Raw genomic sequence first — 18,960 nt, forward strand, 5'->3', positions numbered from 1 at the left:
CAAAAGTGAGTTTAGTAGTTACATGAACAAATTTGTAAAATCAATTTTAGCATTAGGTATCACTAGTGCATTAGGACTATCCGCGGTTAATGCTGCAACTTACCAAGTTATTGATAAAGGTAATGTTTCCTCATTAAAATATACTTATTCACAACAGGAAAATAATAACGGTGAAGCTGCTATTTCTGGCACTGATATCTATAACTTTCCCGTGCAGTTTCAATACTTTGATGAAGAAGACTATGACTTTATTGTTCTTTTAGCTGAGCAAAGTCATGAAGGTGTACACGACTTAGTTAATATTGAAGATGAATTGGCTTTACGCGCAGGTAATCCAACGGCTAATGATCTTTCATGGGTGATAAGGTTTTTAAGTTCAAGAGCTGGTAATAGCCTTTATCAAGAAGTTGGTGATGTTTTTGCCATGACTAACTTTAATGGTCAAACAGAATTATTTAATGTATTTGATGAAAATATTCCAAATACAGATATTCTTACCCGTTCGACAAAAGAATTTATTAGTGGCATTACTAATGAAGGCTGGGTATATGGCAATGCCTCAGCGCCTTACTTGCCGCTTGATTTTACTAAAAGTGATGATGAAGAAGTAACACACTGGTTACGTGCATTTACCACTCGTGGTTTTTTCTCGTCTGACGGTGGTGCCAGTATCATTGAAGTCATTCCTCCTAGTGAGACAGATTTACCTGCAGATCAACGTTTTGGTGGTGAATCAGCCATATTAGATATTAGTGAGTCTCACTTTGCGGTTGGTTATGCTAGTACGAGTATTGATCAAGATGCGATTGACTTTATCAACGATGAAACCGGTGGCTGTGCTGATCCAGACGTACTTGATGATTTACCGTTTAAAGTCTGTGTGCAGCAGATTATTGCTGAGATTTATAATACTGAAGCAATAAAATGGTCTATTGATGAACAAGGTATCATTAGCTCAGAAATATTAGGACAGTTAGTTACTCCTCATGTTGATGATGTGCGTGAATATGTTAACTATGCTCAAGCGATTAATAATCAAGGTGTAGCGGTTGGTTATGCTCATGGCTGGGTTAATGAAAATGTAACTGAACCCAGTGCAACAGAACGCCGCAGCTTATATGCAGTAGTATATAAAGACGGTGAAGTTACCGACTTTACTGAGGACCACGGCAAGTATTTTGATTCGCGTACCTATGACATTAACGATGCCGGTATAGCAGTAGGGCATGTTAATGCTTTCATTAATGGTAACCAAAGAACTAAGTTTTATCATGTGGATACCAATGCTGAAACGATGGAAATGATTTTACCAACAGATTTTTTCAACGGTAGTTCGAGTACAGCTCGCGCTATTAATGAAAGTGGTAAAATAGTAGGCGAAGGTGAGGTTGAAACGCATAACGACAACACTAGCACCCCGAGAAGAACACATGGTTTTTTATATGATATTACCAGTGAAACTTTTACCGATCTTAACGACTTTTTAGCTTGTGGTAGTGATTATACGATTATTGAAGCACGTGACATTAATGATGCCAATGAAGTTTCAGCAACCGCATTGATCAGAGTTCCTCGTCGTGATTCAAAAGGTGAATTAATGCTAGATGAGCAAGGCGAACAGCTACTTGAAGATGTAGTTCGTGCAGTAACCTTGCAGCCTATAGCGGGTGAGCTTGAAGATTGTAGTGCCGTTGAAGAGAAAGTAGAACGTCAAGGTGCAGGTTTTGGTTTAAGTAGTATTTTATTGTTAACGTTTGCCGGTTTAGCGCGCAGATTGACATGGAAGAGAAAGCTTAAGCAATAAATAAGCTAAGGCTTTTTAAAAACCCGGTAACATATTTTGTTACCGGGTTTTTTAGTTCTGAAGATTAAAAAAAATTGCCCAAGATTGCATGACCATTCATAGGCTCTATTTAGATTGAATACAGGTTCAATGTAGGTTGGACTTTAGTCCATCAAGTTAAATGAAATTTAACCGTCCTTGGTATAAATGCTGAGCGAAAAAAAATATATGGCTGCAGATTTTTACTGGCTAATTAGATTGAGCATCAGCTAAACAGTTGACGGATTGAAGTCCGACCTACAAAACCATTGCTCAAGATTGCATGATCATTCGTAGGCCCTATTTAGGTTAAATGCAGGTTCAATGTAGGTTGGACTTTAGTCCATCAAGTTAAATGAAATTTAACCGTCCTTGGTATAAATGCTGAGCGAAAAAAAATATATGGCTGCAGATTTTTACTGGCTCATTAGATTGATTACCTGCTAAACGGTTGACGGACTGAAGTCCGACCTACAAAACCATTGCCCAAGATTGAATGATCATTCGTAGGCCCTATTTAGGTTAAATGCAGGTACTATGTAGGTTGGACTTTAGTCCATCAAGTTAAATGAAATTTAACCGTCCTTGGTATAAATTCTGAGCGAAAAAATATATGGCTGCAGATTTTACTAGCTCATTAGATTGAGCATCAGCTAAACAGTTGACGGATTGAAGTCCGACCTACAAAACCATTGCTCAAGATTGCATGATCATTCGTAGGCCCTATTTAGGTTAAATGTAGGTTGGACTTTAGTCCATCAAGTTAAATGAAATTTAACCGTCCTTGGTATAAATGCTGAGCGAAAAAATATATGGCTGCAGATTTTACTAGCTCATTAGATTGAGCATCAGCTAAACAGTTGACGGACTGAAGTCCGACCTACAAAACCAGTGCCCAAGATTGAATGATCATTCGTAGGCTCTATTTAGGCCCTATTTAGGTTAAATACAGGTTAAATGTAGGTTGGACTTTAGTTCATCAAGTTAAATTTTTATATTAAATATTTAAAGTCCCCTAAGATCGTGTATATAGCAAAGTATATTATTACTTCACACTCAATGCTTTTTCACCGCGAGCAATACCGACACAGCCAGATCTAACTGATTCGATGATTTCTGTTTCATTAGCGAGTGTGGAGATAAAGGCATTTATTTTTTCTGCATTACCCGTCAGTTGAACGGTGTAAACTTGCTTACCAATATCAATGATAGAGCCTCTAAAGATATCAGTTATACGTTTTACTTCACTGCGTGACTTTTCGTTCATTGCCAAGACTTTAATCAGTAGTAATTCACGTTCGACATAACTTCGCTCGGTTAAGTCAGTTACTTTAATAACATCGATAAGTTTATTGACTTGTTTAACTATTTGCTCAAGTATTTTGTCATTACCTTTGGTGACAATAGTGATACGAGATAAGCTATCATCATCAGTGGGGGCAACGGTTAAACTTTCAATATTAAATGCTCGTTGAGAAAACAACCCGACAATACGTGAAAGTGATCCTGCTTCGTTCTCTAATAATACGGCTAAGATTCTGCGCATTAGCTTTTCACTCCTTTTTTGATCCACATTTCATCAATAGCACCAGTACGTATTTGCATCGGATAGACATGCTCATTTTCATCAACGAGCACATCAACAAAAACCAGTCGGTTTTTAATCGCAAAAGCCTCTTGAATTTTTTCGTCTAATTCATCAAGCTTATTAATTTGCATGCCTACATGACCATAGGACTCAGCCAATTTAACAAAATCGGGTAAGGATTCCATATACGAAGAGGAATGACGTCCACCATAGACCATATCTTGCCATTGACGCACCATGCCTAAAGATCGGTTGTTCAATGAAATAATGACCACAGATAAATTATACTGCAAACAAGTTGATAGCTCTTGTATGTTCATTTGTATTGAACCGTCTCCGGTAATACAGATAACATGGCTATCAGGAAAGGCTAATTTTACGCCCATTGCAGCAGGTAAGCCAAAGCCCATAGTGCCTAGACCACCTGAATTTATCCACTGACGTGGCTTAGCATACGGATAATATTGCGCGGCAAACATTTGGTGCTGTCCAACATCAGAACATACGTAGGCATCACCTTGTGTTGCTTTATACATGGATTCAATAACACGCTGTGGTTTTATTACGCCATCAGTTTGTTCGTAGCTAAAACTTTTAACTGCTCGCCATTGTGCAATTTGTTGCCACCATGTTTGGTTTTCTTCTTTGTTAACACTAAATTGCTTTTCTTCCAGTTCAACAAGCAACTGTTTAATCACAATATCAAGTAAGCCAACAACAGGGATATGAGCATTAATAGTTTTAGATATCGAGGTGGGATCAATATCGACATGCACAATGGTGGCATCTGGGCAAAATTTCTTCACATTGTTAGTAACACGGTCATCAAACCTTGCCCCTAAAGCCAGAATAACATCAGCATTTGCCATGGCTCTATTAGCTTCTAAGCTACCATGCATACCTAACATACCAATAAAGTTTTCATGTAAACCTGATATAGCACCCAATCCCATTAAGGTATTGGTCACAGGAGCGTTAAGTTTTTCAACTAATTCAGTCAATAATTCTGCTGCATTCGCTATGATTACGCCGCCGCCAGCATAAACCACAAGACGTTTTGCTTGGCTTATTGCCTGTACCGCTTTCTTAATTTGACGATGATGGCCTTTCACATTTGGATTGTACGAGCGCATGTTCACTTCTGCGCTGAATTTAAACTCTGCAGTGTGTTGTGGCATTAAAATATCTTTAGGTAGCTCGATAACCACAGGACCTGGTCGACCGGTACTGGCAATATAAAATGCTTTTGCAATAGTGTTAGGTATGTCGACAACACTTCTACAGTTGAAGCTATGCTTTACTATTGGGCGAGAGCAACCAACAATATCGGTTTCTTGAAAGGCATCGTCTCCAATCAGTCCGGTAGGCACTTGGCCTGAAAGTACCACCATAGGAATAGAGTCCATATACGCGGTTGCAATGCCGGTAATACAATTAGTAGCACCTGGCCCTGATGTAGCCAATACAAAGCCTACTTCACCGGTAGCGCGGGCAAAACCGTCTGCCATGTGAGTCGCGGCCTGTTCATGGCGAACAAGAATGTGCTCAACATCATCTTGTCGAAAGAGTGCATCATAAATATCTAATACAGTACCTCCGGGATAGCCAAATAAATATTTTACCTTAAGTGCTGCTAGGGTTTTCACCACTAGTTCGGCACCTGAGAATTGCTCTTTTGTCATATGTAATTCCTATAATAAAAAAATCTGTTGTTAATAATATCAATTGAAATAAATAGCGATAAAAAAACCCCCGTTCTTTTCAGAGCGAGGGTTTATTGTTGTTATTTTTTTACTTTATTTTTACACACAATATCGCCCGCACCTTGGTTTTGAGACCAAGACGAGAATGAGGAGAGATAGCAGCGTATTAACTAAGTTCATGTTAAAAATTATTTGTGTAAAAAGTAATGACTACAGTTTTAAGGGGTTTGTCTAGATGTGTCAATGTAAAGTTCATAATTTCTGATAAATATTTACCCCTTGTACTACTTAAAAATAAATTTTTGTCATTAATTTGCTATTAATCTGGCCATATAATTAGGTTTGCGTTACTTAATCGCTGTTTTTTTCAAGGTTACTTATATCAATTTCACTAATTTCATAATTATTTTTCCTCGTTTAAACAAGCTACTAGCGCGTTATTTATTTAATAATTAGAACAACTAGTTATTAAATAAACGCCTTATGTTTGGCTGTTTTTCCTGGATGTAAAGTAGATCAACTAATTAATAAAACTAGTATCAACAGTTAGGTTGAGTTATTAAAATACTATTATTTTTTATCTATACTTTATTGTTAAATTAATAATTTTATTGGTAAGTGATCTGTTATTAGTGATTATTTTTTATTATTATATAAGTAGGGTAGTGTAATTACATTTTTCAGCAGCGGACTAACATTTTTATGATAGGCTGCTATCTTAAGTTTTAAATACATCAAAGTTATTTGGAAGGATTTATGTTAAAAAATAAACTAATCATAATGTTAGCACTTGTTGGTGCAATGGCTGGCTGTGTATCAAACCAGCAAGCTAGAGTTGACTTTGATCGCAATAGTGAGATTACTACAACGGATTATAAAACATTTGCCTGGCTGAACGAGAGCAAGATTTTAGCGGAGTCTGTTGATGCTAACCCGGTGATGAAAGTCAGAATTGATAATGCCATTGAACAAGCTTTCATCGCTAAAGGCTATCAGCTAGTTAATGATGCAGAGCAGGCGGATTTCACCATTTCATATACCATGGGTAGTCGAGATAAAGTGAAAGTTGATTCTTTACCCGTGATGTATCGCACCAGCTTTATGTGGGGCAATCGTTTTTACGGCGGCATGGGTACTGATACGCGCGTGCGAAATATTACTGAAGGAAAATTGGCAATAGATGTATATGATGTCAAAAGTCACCAACCGGTATGGCACGGATGGGCAGTTAAGCGCATTAAGTCGTCTGAACAAGACAACCCAAGTAAAGCCATTAAAATGGTTGTTGAACAGCTTGTTGCTCAGTTTTAGTCAACTTTATTTAGCCTTTAGCAACGAATAACCTCTTTAAAAAGCGCAGATAATCTGCGCTTTTTTATTTTAAAAATTTTAATACTCTGTAGGTGTTACTTATATTGTACAGGGGTATAGGCAAGCTCGATACGATTACCGCTAGGCTCCAAAATCATCTTATGTATACTTGGGCCTTTACCGTTGAGCTCAGGGGGAAATTCTATGATTATGCTCAATATCGACTTACATCGCTAATGCAATACCTTTAGTATTTCTTCATTTGAACATCCGTGTATATATAATATAAGTTAAGTGACCACAAAGACAATCTCTTCAAAATACATTTTTGTTACTTAACCTATTGAAAAAATTAGGTAAGATAATAATTAAACTACCCGTGCTTTGAGGTTATTAAATCAGTAATGGCTTTTGCTGTTTCTAAGGGTTGCTCCATAGGAAAACAGTGATGTTGGCCAAATTTTTGCCATTGAATATTTTTATTGATTTTTGCTGCTCTTTTTACTGCTTTTGGAATAAAAAAATAACTTTTATTAGCCATTAATATATCTACGGGTATCTTTATGTTGTATATCGCTCGCCAGAGTCCTTTTGGATAAGAGCCAAAAATTGACGCTTCCCAACTTGGCTGACAACTGAGCGTCACTGAGTCTTGATGACTAACATGAGTGGAAAACTCGCAATAATCGCTTATTACTTGGGGATGCCAAGCTTTATAAAAAGATTTGCCAGCAATATTTTCTTTCATATTAGCCAAGCTTGGCCATATTGCTGTGCGATTAGCGACTGACTTGACTAATGAGCTTTTCCGCCATGCGCCAGTTGCCCGCATGAGTTGCTGCGCTATAATCATTTCAGTTTGAAATAACACGGGATCGAGTAAAATAATTTCGCTGAATAAATCTGGATATTTAACGGCGGCTAGTAGTGTTATAACACCGCCCATTGAATGTCCAATACCCATCAAAGGACCATTTTCTTTAACATTGGCCTGAAGATAAATTGCATCAGCGAGGGTATTGGCCATTTTTTGCCAGTTGGGCATTCGCGTTGTTGGCTGTGTTGAATAGCCATGGCCGGGTACATCGGTTAACCAAATTGACCAGTCTTTGGGTAATTGTGATGCCATGGCTGCTAAAGTCATGGCTGAAAAGCCAGTGCCGTGTAACAAGTGAATACGTTTAGCGTCTTTAGCACCCGCGCGATAATAACCATTTACTGTCATTGCGCTGTTAGATTTTTGTTGCCATTGTTGAGTATTTTCAAGTAGTAAACTGTTAGATGAAAGCATTGTTTCAAAAGATGAGCATTCAGACATTAATATTGTTAACTATAAAGGAGAATTATAAATAACATAGCAACATACTGATCGGATGTGAATGTATTTTGCCTAAGTATTACACTTTTGATGATATTAAGCAGGGTATAAGCCTTGGTGTTAAATAAGTGTGAGCTAGGGTGAAAATCATCCTTTAAGTGGACAAGTTCGAATATATTTCCCTTTCATCGCAGAATATATATTCTTTAGGTGGGCTCTGGTTAATTCTATTGATATAATATTCTTAATTATATTATTTAAACTTAAATTTTTTAGGGGTTCTGTGGATGTCGGAAGTAGAAAACCGTCCAACAAATTTTATTCGTCAAATTATTGATGCCGATCTTGCTAGTGGCAAGCATAGCCAAGTACAAACTCGTTTTCCACCTGAGCCAAATGGTTATTTACATATAGGTCATGCGAAATCAATTTGTTTAAACTTTGGTATTGCTCAAGATTACCAAGGTTTATGTAACTTGCGTTTTGATGACACTAACCCTGAAAAAGAAGATATTGATTATGTAAATTCTATTCAAGCAGACGTTAAATGGTTAGGTTTTGAATGGGCGGGTGATATCCATTATTCTTCAGATTATTTTGATCGTTTACATGGTTATGCCGTTGAGCTTATCGAAAAAGGTTTAGCCTACGTTTGTTTTTTAAATGCTGAAGAAACACGTGAATATCGTGGCACGTTAAAGCAAGCCGGAAAAAACAGCCCTTATCGTGCAACTTCAGTTGAAGAGAATCTAGCCTTGTTTGAAAAAATGAAAGCAGGTGATTTCAAAGAAGGACAGTGTGCGCTGCGTGCTAAAATCGATATGGCGTCAAGCTTCATGTGTATGCGTGATCCCATTATTTATCGGGTTAAGTTTGCTCATCATCATCAAACCGGTGATAAGTGGTGCATTTATCCCATGTATGATTTTACTCATTGTATTTCAGACGCCATTGAAGGCGTTACGCATTCAATATGTACGCTAGAATTTCAAGACAATCGTCGTTTGTATGATTGGGTTATCGACAATATTTCAATTGAAACTACCCCTCGTCAATATGAGTTTTCACGTTTAAATCTCGAATATACCGTGATGAGTAAACGTAAGCTGAACAACCTTGTAGAAGAGAAGTTAGTCAATGGTTGGGATGATCCTCGTATGCCGACCATCGCTGGCTTTCGTCGTAAAGGTTTTACGCCTGGCTCGTTACGTGAATTTGCGAAGCGCATTGGCGTAACGAAAATGGATAACACGGTTGAAATGAGCGTTTTAGAGGCTTGTATTCGTGAAGACTTAAATGACAACGCCCCACGTGCTATGGCAGTGCTTGACCCGATTAAGTTAGTTATTGAAAACTATCCTGCTGACACAGTTGAAAACCTTAATGTTAAAAACCATCCTAGCGATGAGAGCTTTGGTTCACGTATTGTGCCATTTGCTAAAGAGCTTTACATTGAAGCGGAAGATTTTCGTGAAGAAGCTAATAAAAAATATAAACGTTTAGTGCTAGACAAAGCAGTACGTTTACGTGGTGCTTATGTAGTAACCGCCACGCGTTGCGATAAAGATGAAGACGGCAAGGTAACGACAGTTTATTGCCAATATGATACCGAAACTTTAGGTAAAAACCCCACTGACGGCACTAAGCCTAAAGGTGTTATTCATTGGGTTGCGGTAGCGCAAAGTCTTGATGCAGAAATTCGTTTGTACGAGCGTTTGTTTTCTGTACCAAATCCAGGTGCAGCAGAAGACTTTCACAGTGTAATGAACCCCGATTCCTTAACTATTATCACTAACGCAAAAGTAGAGCCACATTTGGCAACGGCGATGCCTGAGCAAGCATTTCAGTTCGAGCGCCAAGGTTACTTCTGTTTAGACAATAAGATATCAGCACAGGATGCAGAACAAGGTAAGTTAGTATTTAACCGTACGGTAGGTTTACGTGATACCTGGGCAAAAATTTCTGACTAGTGATTAGTTACTATATCGCTATTAATAAATAGCTTTGCTCCAGAACCGAGTTGTTAGGTTATAAAGTATATTATTAAAGGTCGGTTTTTGTAGCTCGGACTTTAGTCCGTCAACCGTTTAGCCATTGGTTAACGTGATGGGTTAACTCAGATTTGCCGCGGTTATTTGTTTATCGGCATTTGTGGCGAGCACAGTTAAATTGCATTTAACTTGATGGACTAAAGTCCAACTTACAAAGGCCCAAATAAAATTTATGGGTGATTGCGTAGCGTTTGTTGATTTTTTGTAGGTCGGACTTTAGTCAGTCAACCGTTTAGCCATTGTTTAACGTGATGGGTTAACTCAGATTTGCCGCGGTTATTTGTTTATCAGCATTTGCGCCGAGCACGGTTAAATTGCATTTAACCTGATGGACTAAAGTCCACCCTACAAATGCCAACATAAACCTTACGGGTGATTGTGTAGCGTTTGTCGATTGTTTTGTAGGTCGGACTTTAGTCCGTCAACCGTTTAGCCAGTAGTTAACGTGATGGGTTAACTCAGATCTGCTGCGGGTATTTGTTTATCGGCATTTGTTAGGAGCACGGTTAAATTGCATTTAACTTGATGGACTGAAGTCCAACTTACAAAGGCCCAAATAAAATTTATGGGTGATCGCTTAGCGTTTGGCGATTTTTTGTAGGTCGGACTTTAGTCCGTCAAACGTTTAGCCAGTGGTTAATCTGATGGGTTAACTCAGATCTTCCGCGGGTATTTTTTATTTGGATATGTGCCGAGCACGGTTAAATTTGATTTAACGTGATGGACTGAAATTCAACTTACATGGAGCTTAGTAAATTAAGTCATAAAAAATAAAAAAGCTCATAAGGTATTCCTTATGAGCTTTTTTTAAATTAACTGTTATTTTTTAACTGAAAAATTAAACTATTTTCTAACTTCTAACTTCTAACTTCTAACTTAAAGCTTAGTAGCCAGTTTCATTGCACTAATAAATTGCGTTAATTCTTTAAGCATATTATCGTTATCATCAATATTTTTTTCAATGATTTTAACAACGGCAGAGCCACTAATCGCGCCTCTTGCACCTGTTGCTAAGGCGGCTTTTACTTGTTCAGGTTTTGATATACCAAAGCCCATAACCGCTGGTGCCGCTTGGTATTTATCCAAGATATGAATAAGTTTATGACCAGTCATTTCTGCTTCGGTTTCTGTGCCTGTAACACCGACTCGACTCAAAACATAAGTATAACCAGCGCCATATTGTGCAACTTTTTCTAAGGTTGCTTCGCTAGCATTAGGTGGCGCGATAAAAATAGGGGCAACACCATTGGCTATGGCGGCTTGTCTAAAAGGCTCACTTTCACGTATCGGTAAATCGGCGATAAGTACTGAATCAACACCTGCAGTGGCTACATCACGATAAAAATTGTTGATGCCGCGGGCAAAGACTAAGTTGCCATAAAGTAACAAGCCAATCGGTATGTCAGGTGCATAGGCACGAACCTTGGCTAAAATATCTAAACAAACATCAGTATTAGTATTGGCTTTTAATGACCGTAGTGCTGCCATTTGAATAACAATACCGTCAGCACTGGGATCCGAAAACGGCATGCCCAGTTCTAAAGCATCAGCGCCGGCGTCAATCAGTGTTTTAATCACAGCAAAAGATTGCTCAGCATTGGGGTCGCCGATGATGACAAAAGGGATAAAAGCCCCTTCATTTTTTTTGGCTAATTTTGCAAAGGTTTGGTCATAACGACTGCCAATTTCAGTTGCTTGCTTCATTATGCTTCTCCTCTGTGCTTTACCGTACTTTTTTCGGCAGTCTCAGGCGATATAATCGCGTTTACATGGGCTAAATCTTTATCACCTCGACCTGATAAGTTAAGCAAAATGATGGTTTCTTCGGTCGCTTGCTCGGCTAATTTTAAGGCGTAGGCTAAGGCATGAGAAGGCTCTAATGCGGGAATGATACCTTCACTACGTGCGAGTAATTGAAATGCTTCTAACGCTTCATCGTCGTTTATGGCAACATATTGTGCACGACCAGAATCTTTCAATTGTGCATGTTGTGGACCAACAGCAGGGTAGTCAAGGCCAGCTGATACAGAGTAAGACTCTTCAATTTGCCCAACTTTGTCTTGCATAATATAGGTATAGTTACCATGTAGCATACCTTTAGTGCCAGCCACCAAAGTTGCACCATGGAGCGAAGTATCAGTACCCTTGCCGCCAGCTTCAACGCCAATAAGTTTGACACCTTCATCACCGATGAAGTCTTGAAACATACCAATAGCATTTGAGCCACCGCCTACACAGGCAATAACGTAATCGGGTAAACGACCTTCTTCAGCCAGTAATTGCTGTTTGGCCTCTTCACCAATCATTTTTTGAAATTCACGCACAATAGTCGGGAACGGATGAGGGCCCGCAGCAGTACCTAATAAGTAGTGTGCATTTTCATAATTAGCTGACCAGTCGCGTAAGGCTTCATTCACCGCATCTTTAAGTGTGCCGCTGCCCGCTGTTACGGGTATAACTTCAGCACCCATTAATTGCATGCGAAATACATTGGGTTGTTGACGCTGACAATCTACAGCGCCCATGTAAACTCTACATTTTAAGCCTAATAATGAGCAAGCTATAGCGGTAGCAACACCATGCTGTCCAGCGCCTGTTTCAGCAATTATTTCAGTTTTACCCATGCGTTTTGCTAATAAAGCTTGTCCTAAAACTTGATTAGTTTTATGGGCACCACCATGGAGTAAATCTTCACGTTTTAAGTACATTTTAACTAATGGGTTTTTAACAATATTACGGCACAAGCTCAGTGGTGTTGGGCGACCGGCATAACTTGTGAGTAGTTTATTGAACTCTTGTAAAAAAGCTTCATCAGTTTGTGACTCAATAAATGCTTGTTCAAGCTCTTCTAAAGCGGGTACCAGTAATTCACCGACAAACATACCACCAAACTCACCAAAGTAGGCGGGTAAGGTTTTTTTAACCTGATTTTCAGTTGTTGCTTTTAACATGTTAATAATTCCGTATTTTGGCGAAAACTTGTTGAAGTTTATCGCGACATTTAATGCCTGGGCTTGATTCAACACCTGAGTTGATATCTAAGCCAAATAATTCTTGATTGGTCATTTGCTGACAAGCTTGGGTGATATTATCGAGTGCTAATCCACCGGCTAAAAAGCAACGAGATAAGTCTTGCTCACTATCAGCTAACGCTTGCCAATTAAAAGTCTGTCCACTACCGGCACTTTTACCGTCAAGCACAATATGGTCAACATTTTTTGCTAGTGTTGGCACCGCTTGCTCGACAGCTAATGCTTTAAATATTTGACAATTAGTGGCCAGTTTTTCCCGCAAGTTATCGATGTATTCTTGGCTTTCTTGGCCATGTAACTGCACGGCACTCAGTTGTAAGTCATGGGCTAATTCAAGCACCTTTTCCTGAGGATGATTAACAAAAACGCCAACATACTTCATGCTTGGATTTTGGTTAATAATCGCTTTTGCTTGAGTTTTATCGATACATCGAGGTGATTTTTCAGCAAAAATAAGGCCACCAAATTCTGCACCCGCATCAATAGCAAAACTCGCATGCTCTGGGCGGGTTAAGCCACAGACTTTATTGTGACCAAATATCAATTGTCGACAAGCTAGGTCAATATCGTCTTCAGCCATGACAGAACTACCGACTAAAAAGCCATCAACGGCAGGCGCAAGTTCTCTTACTTGTGCGTTGTGGTAAATGCCGGACTCAGAAATAACGATACGATCATCCGGTAGTGTAGGTGCTAAGTCAAAGGTACGTGAAATATCGGTAGAAAGATCACGTAAATTACGATTATTAATACCAATAAGTTTTGCGTTTAAGGTAATGGCGCGCTGACATTCTTCTTCATCAGACACTTCTGTTAAAATGGCTAAATTTAATGACCGAGCAACCGCTGCTAGTTCATTATATTCTTCATCATTTAGTACGCTTAACATCAATAATATGGCGTCAGCACCATAGTGTCTTGCCAAATAAACCTGGTAGGTGTCGAAGAAAAAATCTTTATTCAGTACTGGGCAGCTAACCAAGTCACTGACTGTTTTCAGATAACTAAAGTCGCCTTGAAAATATTTATGTTCGGTCAGTACTGAAATCGCGGCGGCATACTTATCATAAATAACGCCAATTTCCCCAGCATTAAAATCTGCTCTAATTATTCCTTTTGACGGAGAAGCTTTTTTACATTCTAAAATAAAGCCTGCGTACGGTTTCTCTGCTGTGCGTGTTAATGCTTGATACATGTCTTTTTTTGATGGCGTTAAGTCATCAATAAAGCTGGCTAAAGGCAGGTCTTTTTTCAGTTGTGCTATCTCAATACGTCGATTAGCGACGATTTGCTCAAGAATGTTACTCATTATGCTGCTGCTCCGGAATTTGATAGTCGAACTAAATCTGCTAAGGTTTTTGTTGCGGCGCCAGAGGCAAGTACTTGCGCAGCATGTTGCGCCGCTAATAATAAGGTATCTGCTTGGCCATTTAATTGCTCACGATGTAAATAAAGTAGCGCCGCGCAGTTAATGACCACTGCACTATTGTGAGCTTCTTGGCCTTTACCGGCCAATATGGCTTGAATAATATCGGCGTTTTCTTGTGGTGTTCCGCCTTTAATATCAGCCAAGGTATAATTTTTCAGACCAAAGTCTGTGGGTGAGATTTCTTTTTCAACTAACTCACCGTGATTTATCTCAGTAACCTGTGTTTTTCCGTGTAAGGCTATTTCATCTAAGCCGCTACCGTGAACTACCCATGCGCGCTTAACACCTGTGAGTAATAAGGCTTGAGCTATCGGGTTAATTAGCTCAGGGATATAAACACCGAGTAACATAATATCCGGTTTTGCAGGGTTGACTAATGGGCCTAAAATATTAAACAGTGTTCTAATCGCCATGGCTTTACGAACAGGAGCGGCATGTTTAAAGCCACTATGGTAAGCCGGTGCATATAAAAAGCATATGTTGGCTTGTGCCAAACATTGACTTGCCACTTCAGGTGACATGGTTAAGTTAACACCTAAGGCTTCGAGTAAATCAGCAGAGCCCGACATACTCGAAACACTTCGATTACCATGTTTGGCCATTTTCAAACCACAAGCCGCTGCTAAAATAGCTGCTGTGGTGGAGATGTTAATGGTATTTGCACCGTCACCACCAGTACCCACACAATCAGCAACGCTGTTGGTTTGGCTTGGAAAAGCGGTAGCATTTGCGCGAATAGCGATAGCAGCGCCGGCAATTTCAGCCGGTGTTTCACCTTTTATTTTTAAGGCAGTCAGTATCGCGGCTAATCGTTCAGGGGCAACATGGCCGTTGATCACCTGTTCAAATACATTTTGGCTTTGCTGTTGCGTTAATGAATGACCGTCGACTAAGGTATTAAGTGCACTATGAGTCATGTCATCGTCACTTACTGCCTGAGCATTTTGTAAAGCTGTGCTACTAAGTTCAGTGGTTTTCATGAGTATTCCCCTGTGCTTTATAAAGGTTTTTATTCGCTAAAGCTGATAAATGACGTAGGCTTTGTGCTAATAAATTGGTGCCAAATGTGGTAAGTATCGATTCAGGATGAAACTGAAAGCCAATGGCGGCATCAGTGCTATGTTCAATGGCCATAGGTAAAATAACTTCTTCATTGTTGTGCAGTAAACTCACCTGTGCGGTCATAGTTAATTGTTTAGGCATAACACTCGCAACCAGCGAATGATAACGCGCTACAGGTAAAGGGCTAGCAATATTGTTGAAAGCGCCTAATTGGTTGTGGATGATGTTTGATGATTTACCATGCACTACTTCAGGTGCGCGCGCTATCACGCCGCCATAATGTTGAATTAATGCCTGATGTCCCAAGCAAATACCCAGTATAGGGAATGTTCCCGCGCAAAGTGTTAGTAACGCCATTAAACAACCGGCATGTGTTGGATCGCCTGGCCCAGGTGACAGTACAAGAATAACACCTGCGCTGTTGCTTTGCTGTTTCTCTTGCAGCTTTTTAAAAATAAAGTCAGCACTTAAGGTATTGCGATAAATGGTGTGCTGATAGCCCAAACAACGAAATTCATCCACTAGGTTATAGGTGAACGAGTCAAGATTATCTAACATGACTATCTCTGGCAGAGCGTCTGTTACAACATCAGATGATTTCATGATTTAACCTCCGGCTGTAATGTTTCGCTATTTACTATCGTTGCAGGCCTTTTTTGATGAGAAATTATCAATACTTTACCTTCTGCCTCTTTAATAGCGCTAATCACCGCTTGCGCTTTTTGTCGGGTTTCGTTGGTTTCTGATTGCGGATCAGAATCAAAAACTACGCCGGCACCGGCTTGAATTTGTGCGCGCTTATTTTTTACAAATGCTGAGCGAATAACAATGCAGGTATCCATATCACCTTCACCCGTTAAATAACCCACGGCTCCGCCATAACTACCACGGCGCTTGCCTTCAACTTCACGTATCAATGAGGTTGCTTTTACTTTGGGTGCGCCTGATAAGGTGCCCATATTCATACAAGCTTGATAAGCATGCAGCGCGTCTAATTCATCTTCTAACGTACCGCAGACACGAGAAACCAAATGCATGACATGGGAATACCGATCAACCTTTAATAATTCAGCTACGTGACGAGTGCCAGGTTGGCTAACGCGTGCAATGTCATTACGGGCTAAATCAACCAACATAATGTGCTCGGCTAATTCTTTTTTGTCTAACCGTAAGTCTAATTCGATACGGCTATCCAAGTCGGGTGATAAGCTGCCATCAGGATTAAACCCTCGTGGACGGGTACCGGCAATAGGATAAATTTCTACTTGTCTGTTACTTTGCTGATATTTAAGCGCTGACTCTGGAGAAGCACCAAAAATACAAAATTCACTATCTTGCAAATAAAACATGTAAGGACTTGGATTACTCTGTTTTAAAGCTTTATAAGCATTAAGGTTATTTGAGCAAGTCAGGCTAAAGGTGCGAGAGGGAACTACCTGAAAAATATCACCGGCTAAAATGTTCTCTTTTAAGTCATCCACTATCTGGCAAAAAGCGTCATCGTCGATGTCACATTTTAGTGTATTATCCTGACTTGCACTGACTGTGGAATTAATGTCTGGAGATTTAAGCTCAAATGTCGCTGTTATATCAGTACATAAACTGGCTTTTATTTGTTTGATTCTAGCTAATGCCGCTGTTTTGGCGGTTTCATAACCTGTGCCGGTAAATTGGTTAGTAATCACTTCACTTGAGCGTTTTTCATGATCAATAATAATCAGCGTTTCTGCTAGGTAATAAACAAAGTCAGGACAGGAGTTTTCGCTATCCTCAACTTCGGGCAACGACTCACTTATGGCCATCATATCGAATGCAAAGGCGCCACCAAGAAATACGGCGAACGGGTGTTTGTTAATGTTTTTCAGTTGATTAAACAAGCGCAAACTTTGAAATGGGTTAACAGCCAGTAGGCGTGAACGTTCATCGAGTTGATCAGTTACTTGTGCAAAGCTTGCGGTGAAAGCCTGATTGTCACCGGTAATTGATGCGACTGATACTAAGGCTTGTTTAGCAAAGGTAAGCGCATTTTCACCGTTTTTACTTAAAGCAGTAAAGCTGACTATATGACCATTACAAACAATTTTAACCGCGGTATCGGTGAGCAGTAAACTTTTCAATTGATGCTTTTTATCAATTTCCGCTGACTCTAGTAACAGGGTGTTTTCTTTGTCAGCGCAAAGCGTGTGAAAGACCGCAAGTGGGTCACTTTGATAACTTAAGGTATCAGTAATAGTGACTACAGCACCAGATTCTTGATTGTTGTGTGCCGCTTTTAACGGTATTTCTTTAGTATTTGTTTTGGTGTTTTGTTCGGTTGTTTTTTCGGTGTTACTTTCTTGGGTATTGCTCATGGGTATTCCTACAAATAATCTATTTAAAAAAGGTCATCCAGCGTAAATAGGCAGAAGCCACCATAAGAACCAACGTTTACCTTTAATGCGCAACATAGTTATTCTCTTGTTATGTTAATTAATTCAAAATTTAAAAACAAAAAACCCGCAATAGGGTGCGGGTTTTCGAAGTTTTTACGTACAAGTAAACATCACAACCCAGTTATCTAGAGTTATGCCACCACCAAATCAAAGAAATAGTTTTTTTTACTTGTATCATTATCTGTTTTATCTCAGTAAAATCGTTGTTATTCACTTGCCTAATTAGCGACTTGCACTTGTTTTAAGCAGTTTTAAGTCCCTATAGAAGAACCGATTCACGTAATGATGTCAACTACTGATTCTACAAATGAGAAAGATTTTTCAAACTTGCGCGTTGATCTGCACAGCCACACTAATTGCTCTGATGGCGCATTAACGCCAAAAGAGCTAATAGAACGGGCAGTTAACTTTCAAATTGACGTATTAGCCATCACTGATCACGATACAGTTAAAGGTCTTGATAGTGCAAAACAAACTATTATAGACAAAAATATTCCATTAACTTTGATTGATGGCATTGAAATATCGACGCAATGGCAGGGTTTTGAAATTCATATTGTTGGTTTAAATATTAATACTGAGCACGAGACATTGCAGGCGTTAATTTCAGCACAACAGCAACGTCGAGAAGCGCGCGCTATTTCGATGGGTGAAAAATTAACCAAGTGCGGTTTTAACGACGTTTACAGCCAAGCTAAAGCATTAGCGGGTGAAGGCTCTATTACCCGAGCACATTTTGCTAAAGTACTTTTGCATCGCGGTATTATTAGTAAAATGCAGGCAGCCTTTGATAAATATATTGGTAAAGGTCAGCGCGCTTATGTTAATCCAAATTGGTGTAGTATTGAAGAAGCCGTAGCAGTTATTCATGCTGCTGGTGGTGTTGCTGTGATGGCGCATCCGATCAGGTACGACTTAACCGCTAAATGGTTACGGCGCTTAATTGTTCATTTTAAAGCGGCACAAGGTGATGGTTTAGAGGTGGTTTTGCCGCAAATGAACAACGAACAGCGTAAAATAATGTTAAGCTATTGTGCAGAATATGATTTACATGCTTCGATGGGATCTGACTTTCATCAACCAAGTCGCTGGAGTGACTTAGGACGAAATTTAGTGATGCCTGAGCAAGCCAAACCTATTTGGCAACTTTGGCAAACACAAGCAATGAGTTAATGTTCTATTTTAGTGGTTGGTAGTTAATCACTTAATTTA

At 39.4% G+C, this 18,960-nt stretch carries 13 protein-coding genes; 4 read left to right on the top strand and 9 right to left on the bottom strand.

Features of this window, described 5'->3' with window-relative positions:
- Positions 1-22 precede the first annotated feature (22 nt).
- The gene (locus H4J59_RS02655) at positions 23-1,804 is read left to right on the top strand and encodes a DUF3466 family protein (protein WP_182236564.1); all 1,782 of its coding nucleotides are present in this window, start codon (positions 23-25) and stop codon (positions 1,802-1,804) included.
- A gap of 1,063 nt (positions 1,805-2,867) precedes the next feature.
- On the opposite strand, the gene ilvN is transcribed toward H4J59_RS02655, so the two are convergent.
- Together ilvN and H4J59_RS02665 are read right to left on the bottom strand one after the other, a co-directional pair.
- A complete protein-coding gene (gene ilvN, locus H4J59_RS02660) occupies positions 2,868-3,368 on the bottom strand; it encodes an acetolactate synthase small subunit (RefSeq protein WP_182231667.1) in 501 nt (166 codons plus the stop codon).
- Positions 3,368-5,092 carry an acetolactate synthase 3 large subunit gene (locus H4J59_RS02665; protein WP_182236566.1) on the bottom strand — a complete coding sequence of 575 codons (1,725 nt, stop codon included), beginning with the start codon at positions 5,090-5,092 and terminating at the stop codon, positions 3,368-3,370. The genes ilvN and H4J59_RS02665 overlap by 1 nt, the downstream gene beginning before the upstream one ends.
- Positions 5,093-5,869: 777 nt before the next feature.
- Between H4J59_RS02665 and H4J59_RS02670 the strand changes: the two genes are divergently transcribed.
- On the top strand, positions 5,870-6,424 hold the full coding sequence (locus tag H4J59_RS02670) for a DUF4136 domain-containing protein (RefSeq protein ID WP_182236568.1): 555 nt from the start codon (positions 5,870-5,872) through the stop codon (positions 6,422-6,424).
- Between the two features lie 373 nt (positions 6,425-6,797).
- Here H4J59_RS02670 and H4J59_RS02675 read toward each other — a convergent pair whose 3' ends face one another.
- Positions 6,798-7,742 carry an alpha/beta fold hydrolase gene (locus H4J59_RS02675; RefSeq protein WP_182236570.1) on the bottom strand — a complete coding sequence of 315 codons (945 nt, stop codon included), beginning with the start codon at positions 7,740-7,742 and terminating at the stop codon, positions 6,798-6,800.
- A gap of 287 nt (positions 7,743-8,029) precedes the next feature.
- Here H4J59_RS02675 and glnS point away from each other — a divergent pair, with 287 nt between their 5' ends.
- Positions 8,030-9,712 (top strand): glutamine--tRNA ligase, encoded by a 1,683-nt coding sequence (glnS, locus tag H4J59_RS02680; RefSeq protein WP_182236572.1) that lies wholly within the window; start codon positions 8,030-8,032, stop codon positions 9,710-9,712.
- A gap of 957 nt (positions 9,713-10,669) precedes the next feature.
- Here the strand turns inward: glnS and trpA are convergent.
- The 6 genes from trpA to H4J59_RS02710 are packed head-to-tail and all read right to left on the bottom strand — an operon-like array spanning position 10,670 to position 17,667.
- Positions 10,670-11,497 carry a tryptophan synthase subunit alpha gene (trpA, locus tag H4J59_RS02685; protein WP_182236574.1) on the bottom strand — a complete coding sequence of 276 codons (828 nt, stop codon included), beginning with the start codon at positions 11,495-11,497 and terminating at the stop codon, positions 10,670-10,672.
- Positions 11,497-12,744, bottom strand: a complete 1,248-nt coding sequence (gene trpB / locus H4J59_RS02690; protein WP_182136360.1) for a tryptophan synthase subunit beta — start codon at positions 12,742-12,744, stop codon at positions 11,497-11,499. The genes trpA and trpB overlap by 1 nt, the downstream gene beginning before the upstream one ends.
- A gap of 1 nt (position 12,745) precedes the next feature.
- Positions 12,746-14,134, bottom strand: coding sequence for a bifunctional indole-3-glycerol-phosphate synthase TrpC/phosphoribosylanthranilate isomerase TrpF (gene trpCF, locus H4J59_RS02695; RefSeq protein WP_182236576.1), 1,389 nt, complete (start codon positions 14,132-14,134; stop codon positions 12,746-12,748).
- Complete coding sequence (gene trpD, locus H4J59_RS02700) at positions 14,134-15,171, bottom strand: anthranilate phosphoribosyltransferase (protein WP_182236667.1); 1,038 nt, start codon at positions 15,169-15,171, stop codon at positions 14,134-14,136. Before trpD ends, trpCF begins: the two co-directional genes overlap by 1 nt.
- Positions 15,172-15,220: 49 nt before the next feature.
- Positions 15,221-15,919 carry an aminodeoxychorismate/anthranilate synthase component II gene (locus tag H4J59_RS02705; protein ID WP_182236578.1) on the bottom strand — a complete coding sequence of 233 codons (699 nt, stop codon included), beginning with the start codon at positions 15,917-15,919 and terminating at the stop codon, positions 15,221-15,223.
- Entirely contained in the window at positions 15,916-17,667 is a 1,752-nt protein-coding gene (locus H4J59_RS02710) for an anthranilate synthase component 1 (RefSeq protein WP_182236580.1), read from the bottom strand. The genes H4J59_RS02705 and H4J59_RS02710 overlap by 4 nt, the downstream gene beginning before the upstream one ends.
- Before the next feature lie 363 nt (positions 17,668-18,030).
- On the opposite strand from H4J59_RS02710, the gene H4J59_RS02715 reads away from it, so the two are divergent.
- Positions 18,031-18,921: an RNase RNM gene (locus tag H4J59_RS02715; protein ID WP_182236582.1), complete on the top strand. Its 891-nt coding sequence runs from the start codon at positions 18,031-18,033 to the stop codon at positions 18,919-18,921.
- Positions 18,922-18,960 lie beyond the last annotated feature (39 nt).

Source organism: Colwellia sp. MB02u-10 (genome assembly GCF_014077185.1).
Taxonomy (GTDB): Bacteria; Pseudomonadota; Gammaproteobacteria; order Enterobacterales; family Alteromonadaceae; genus Cognaticolwellia.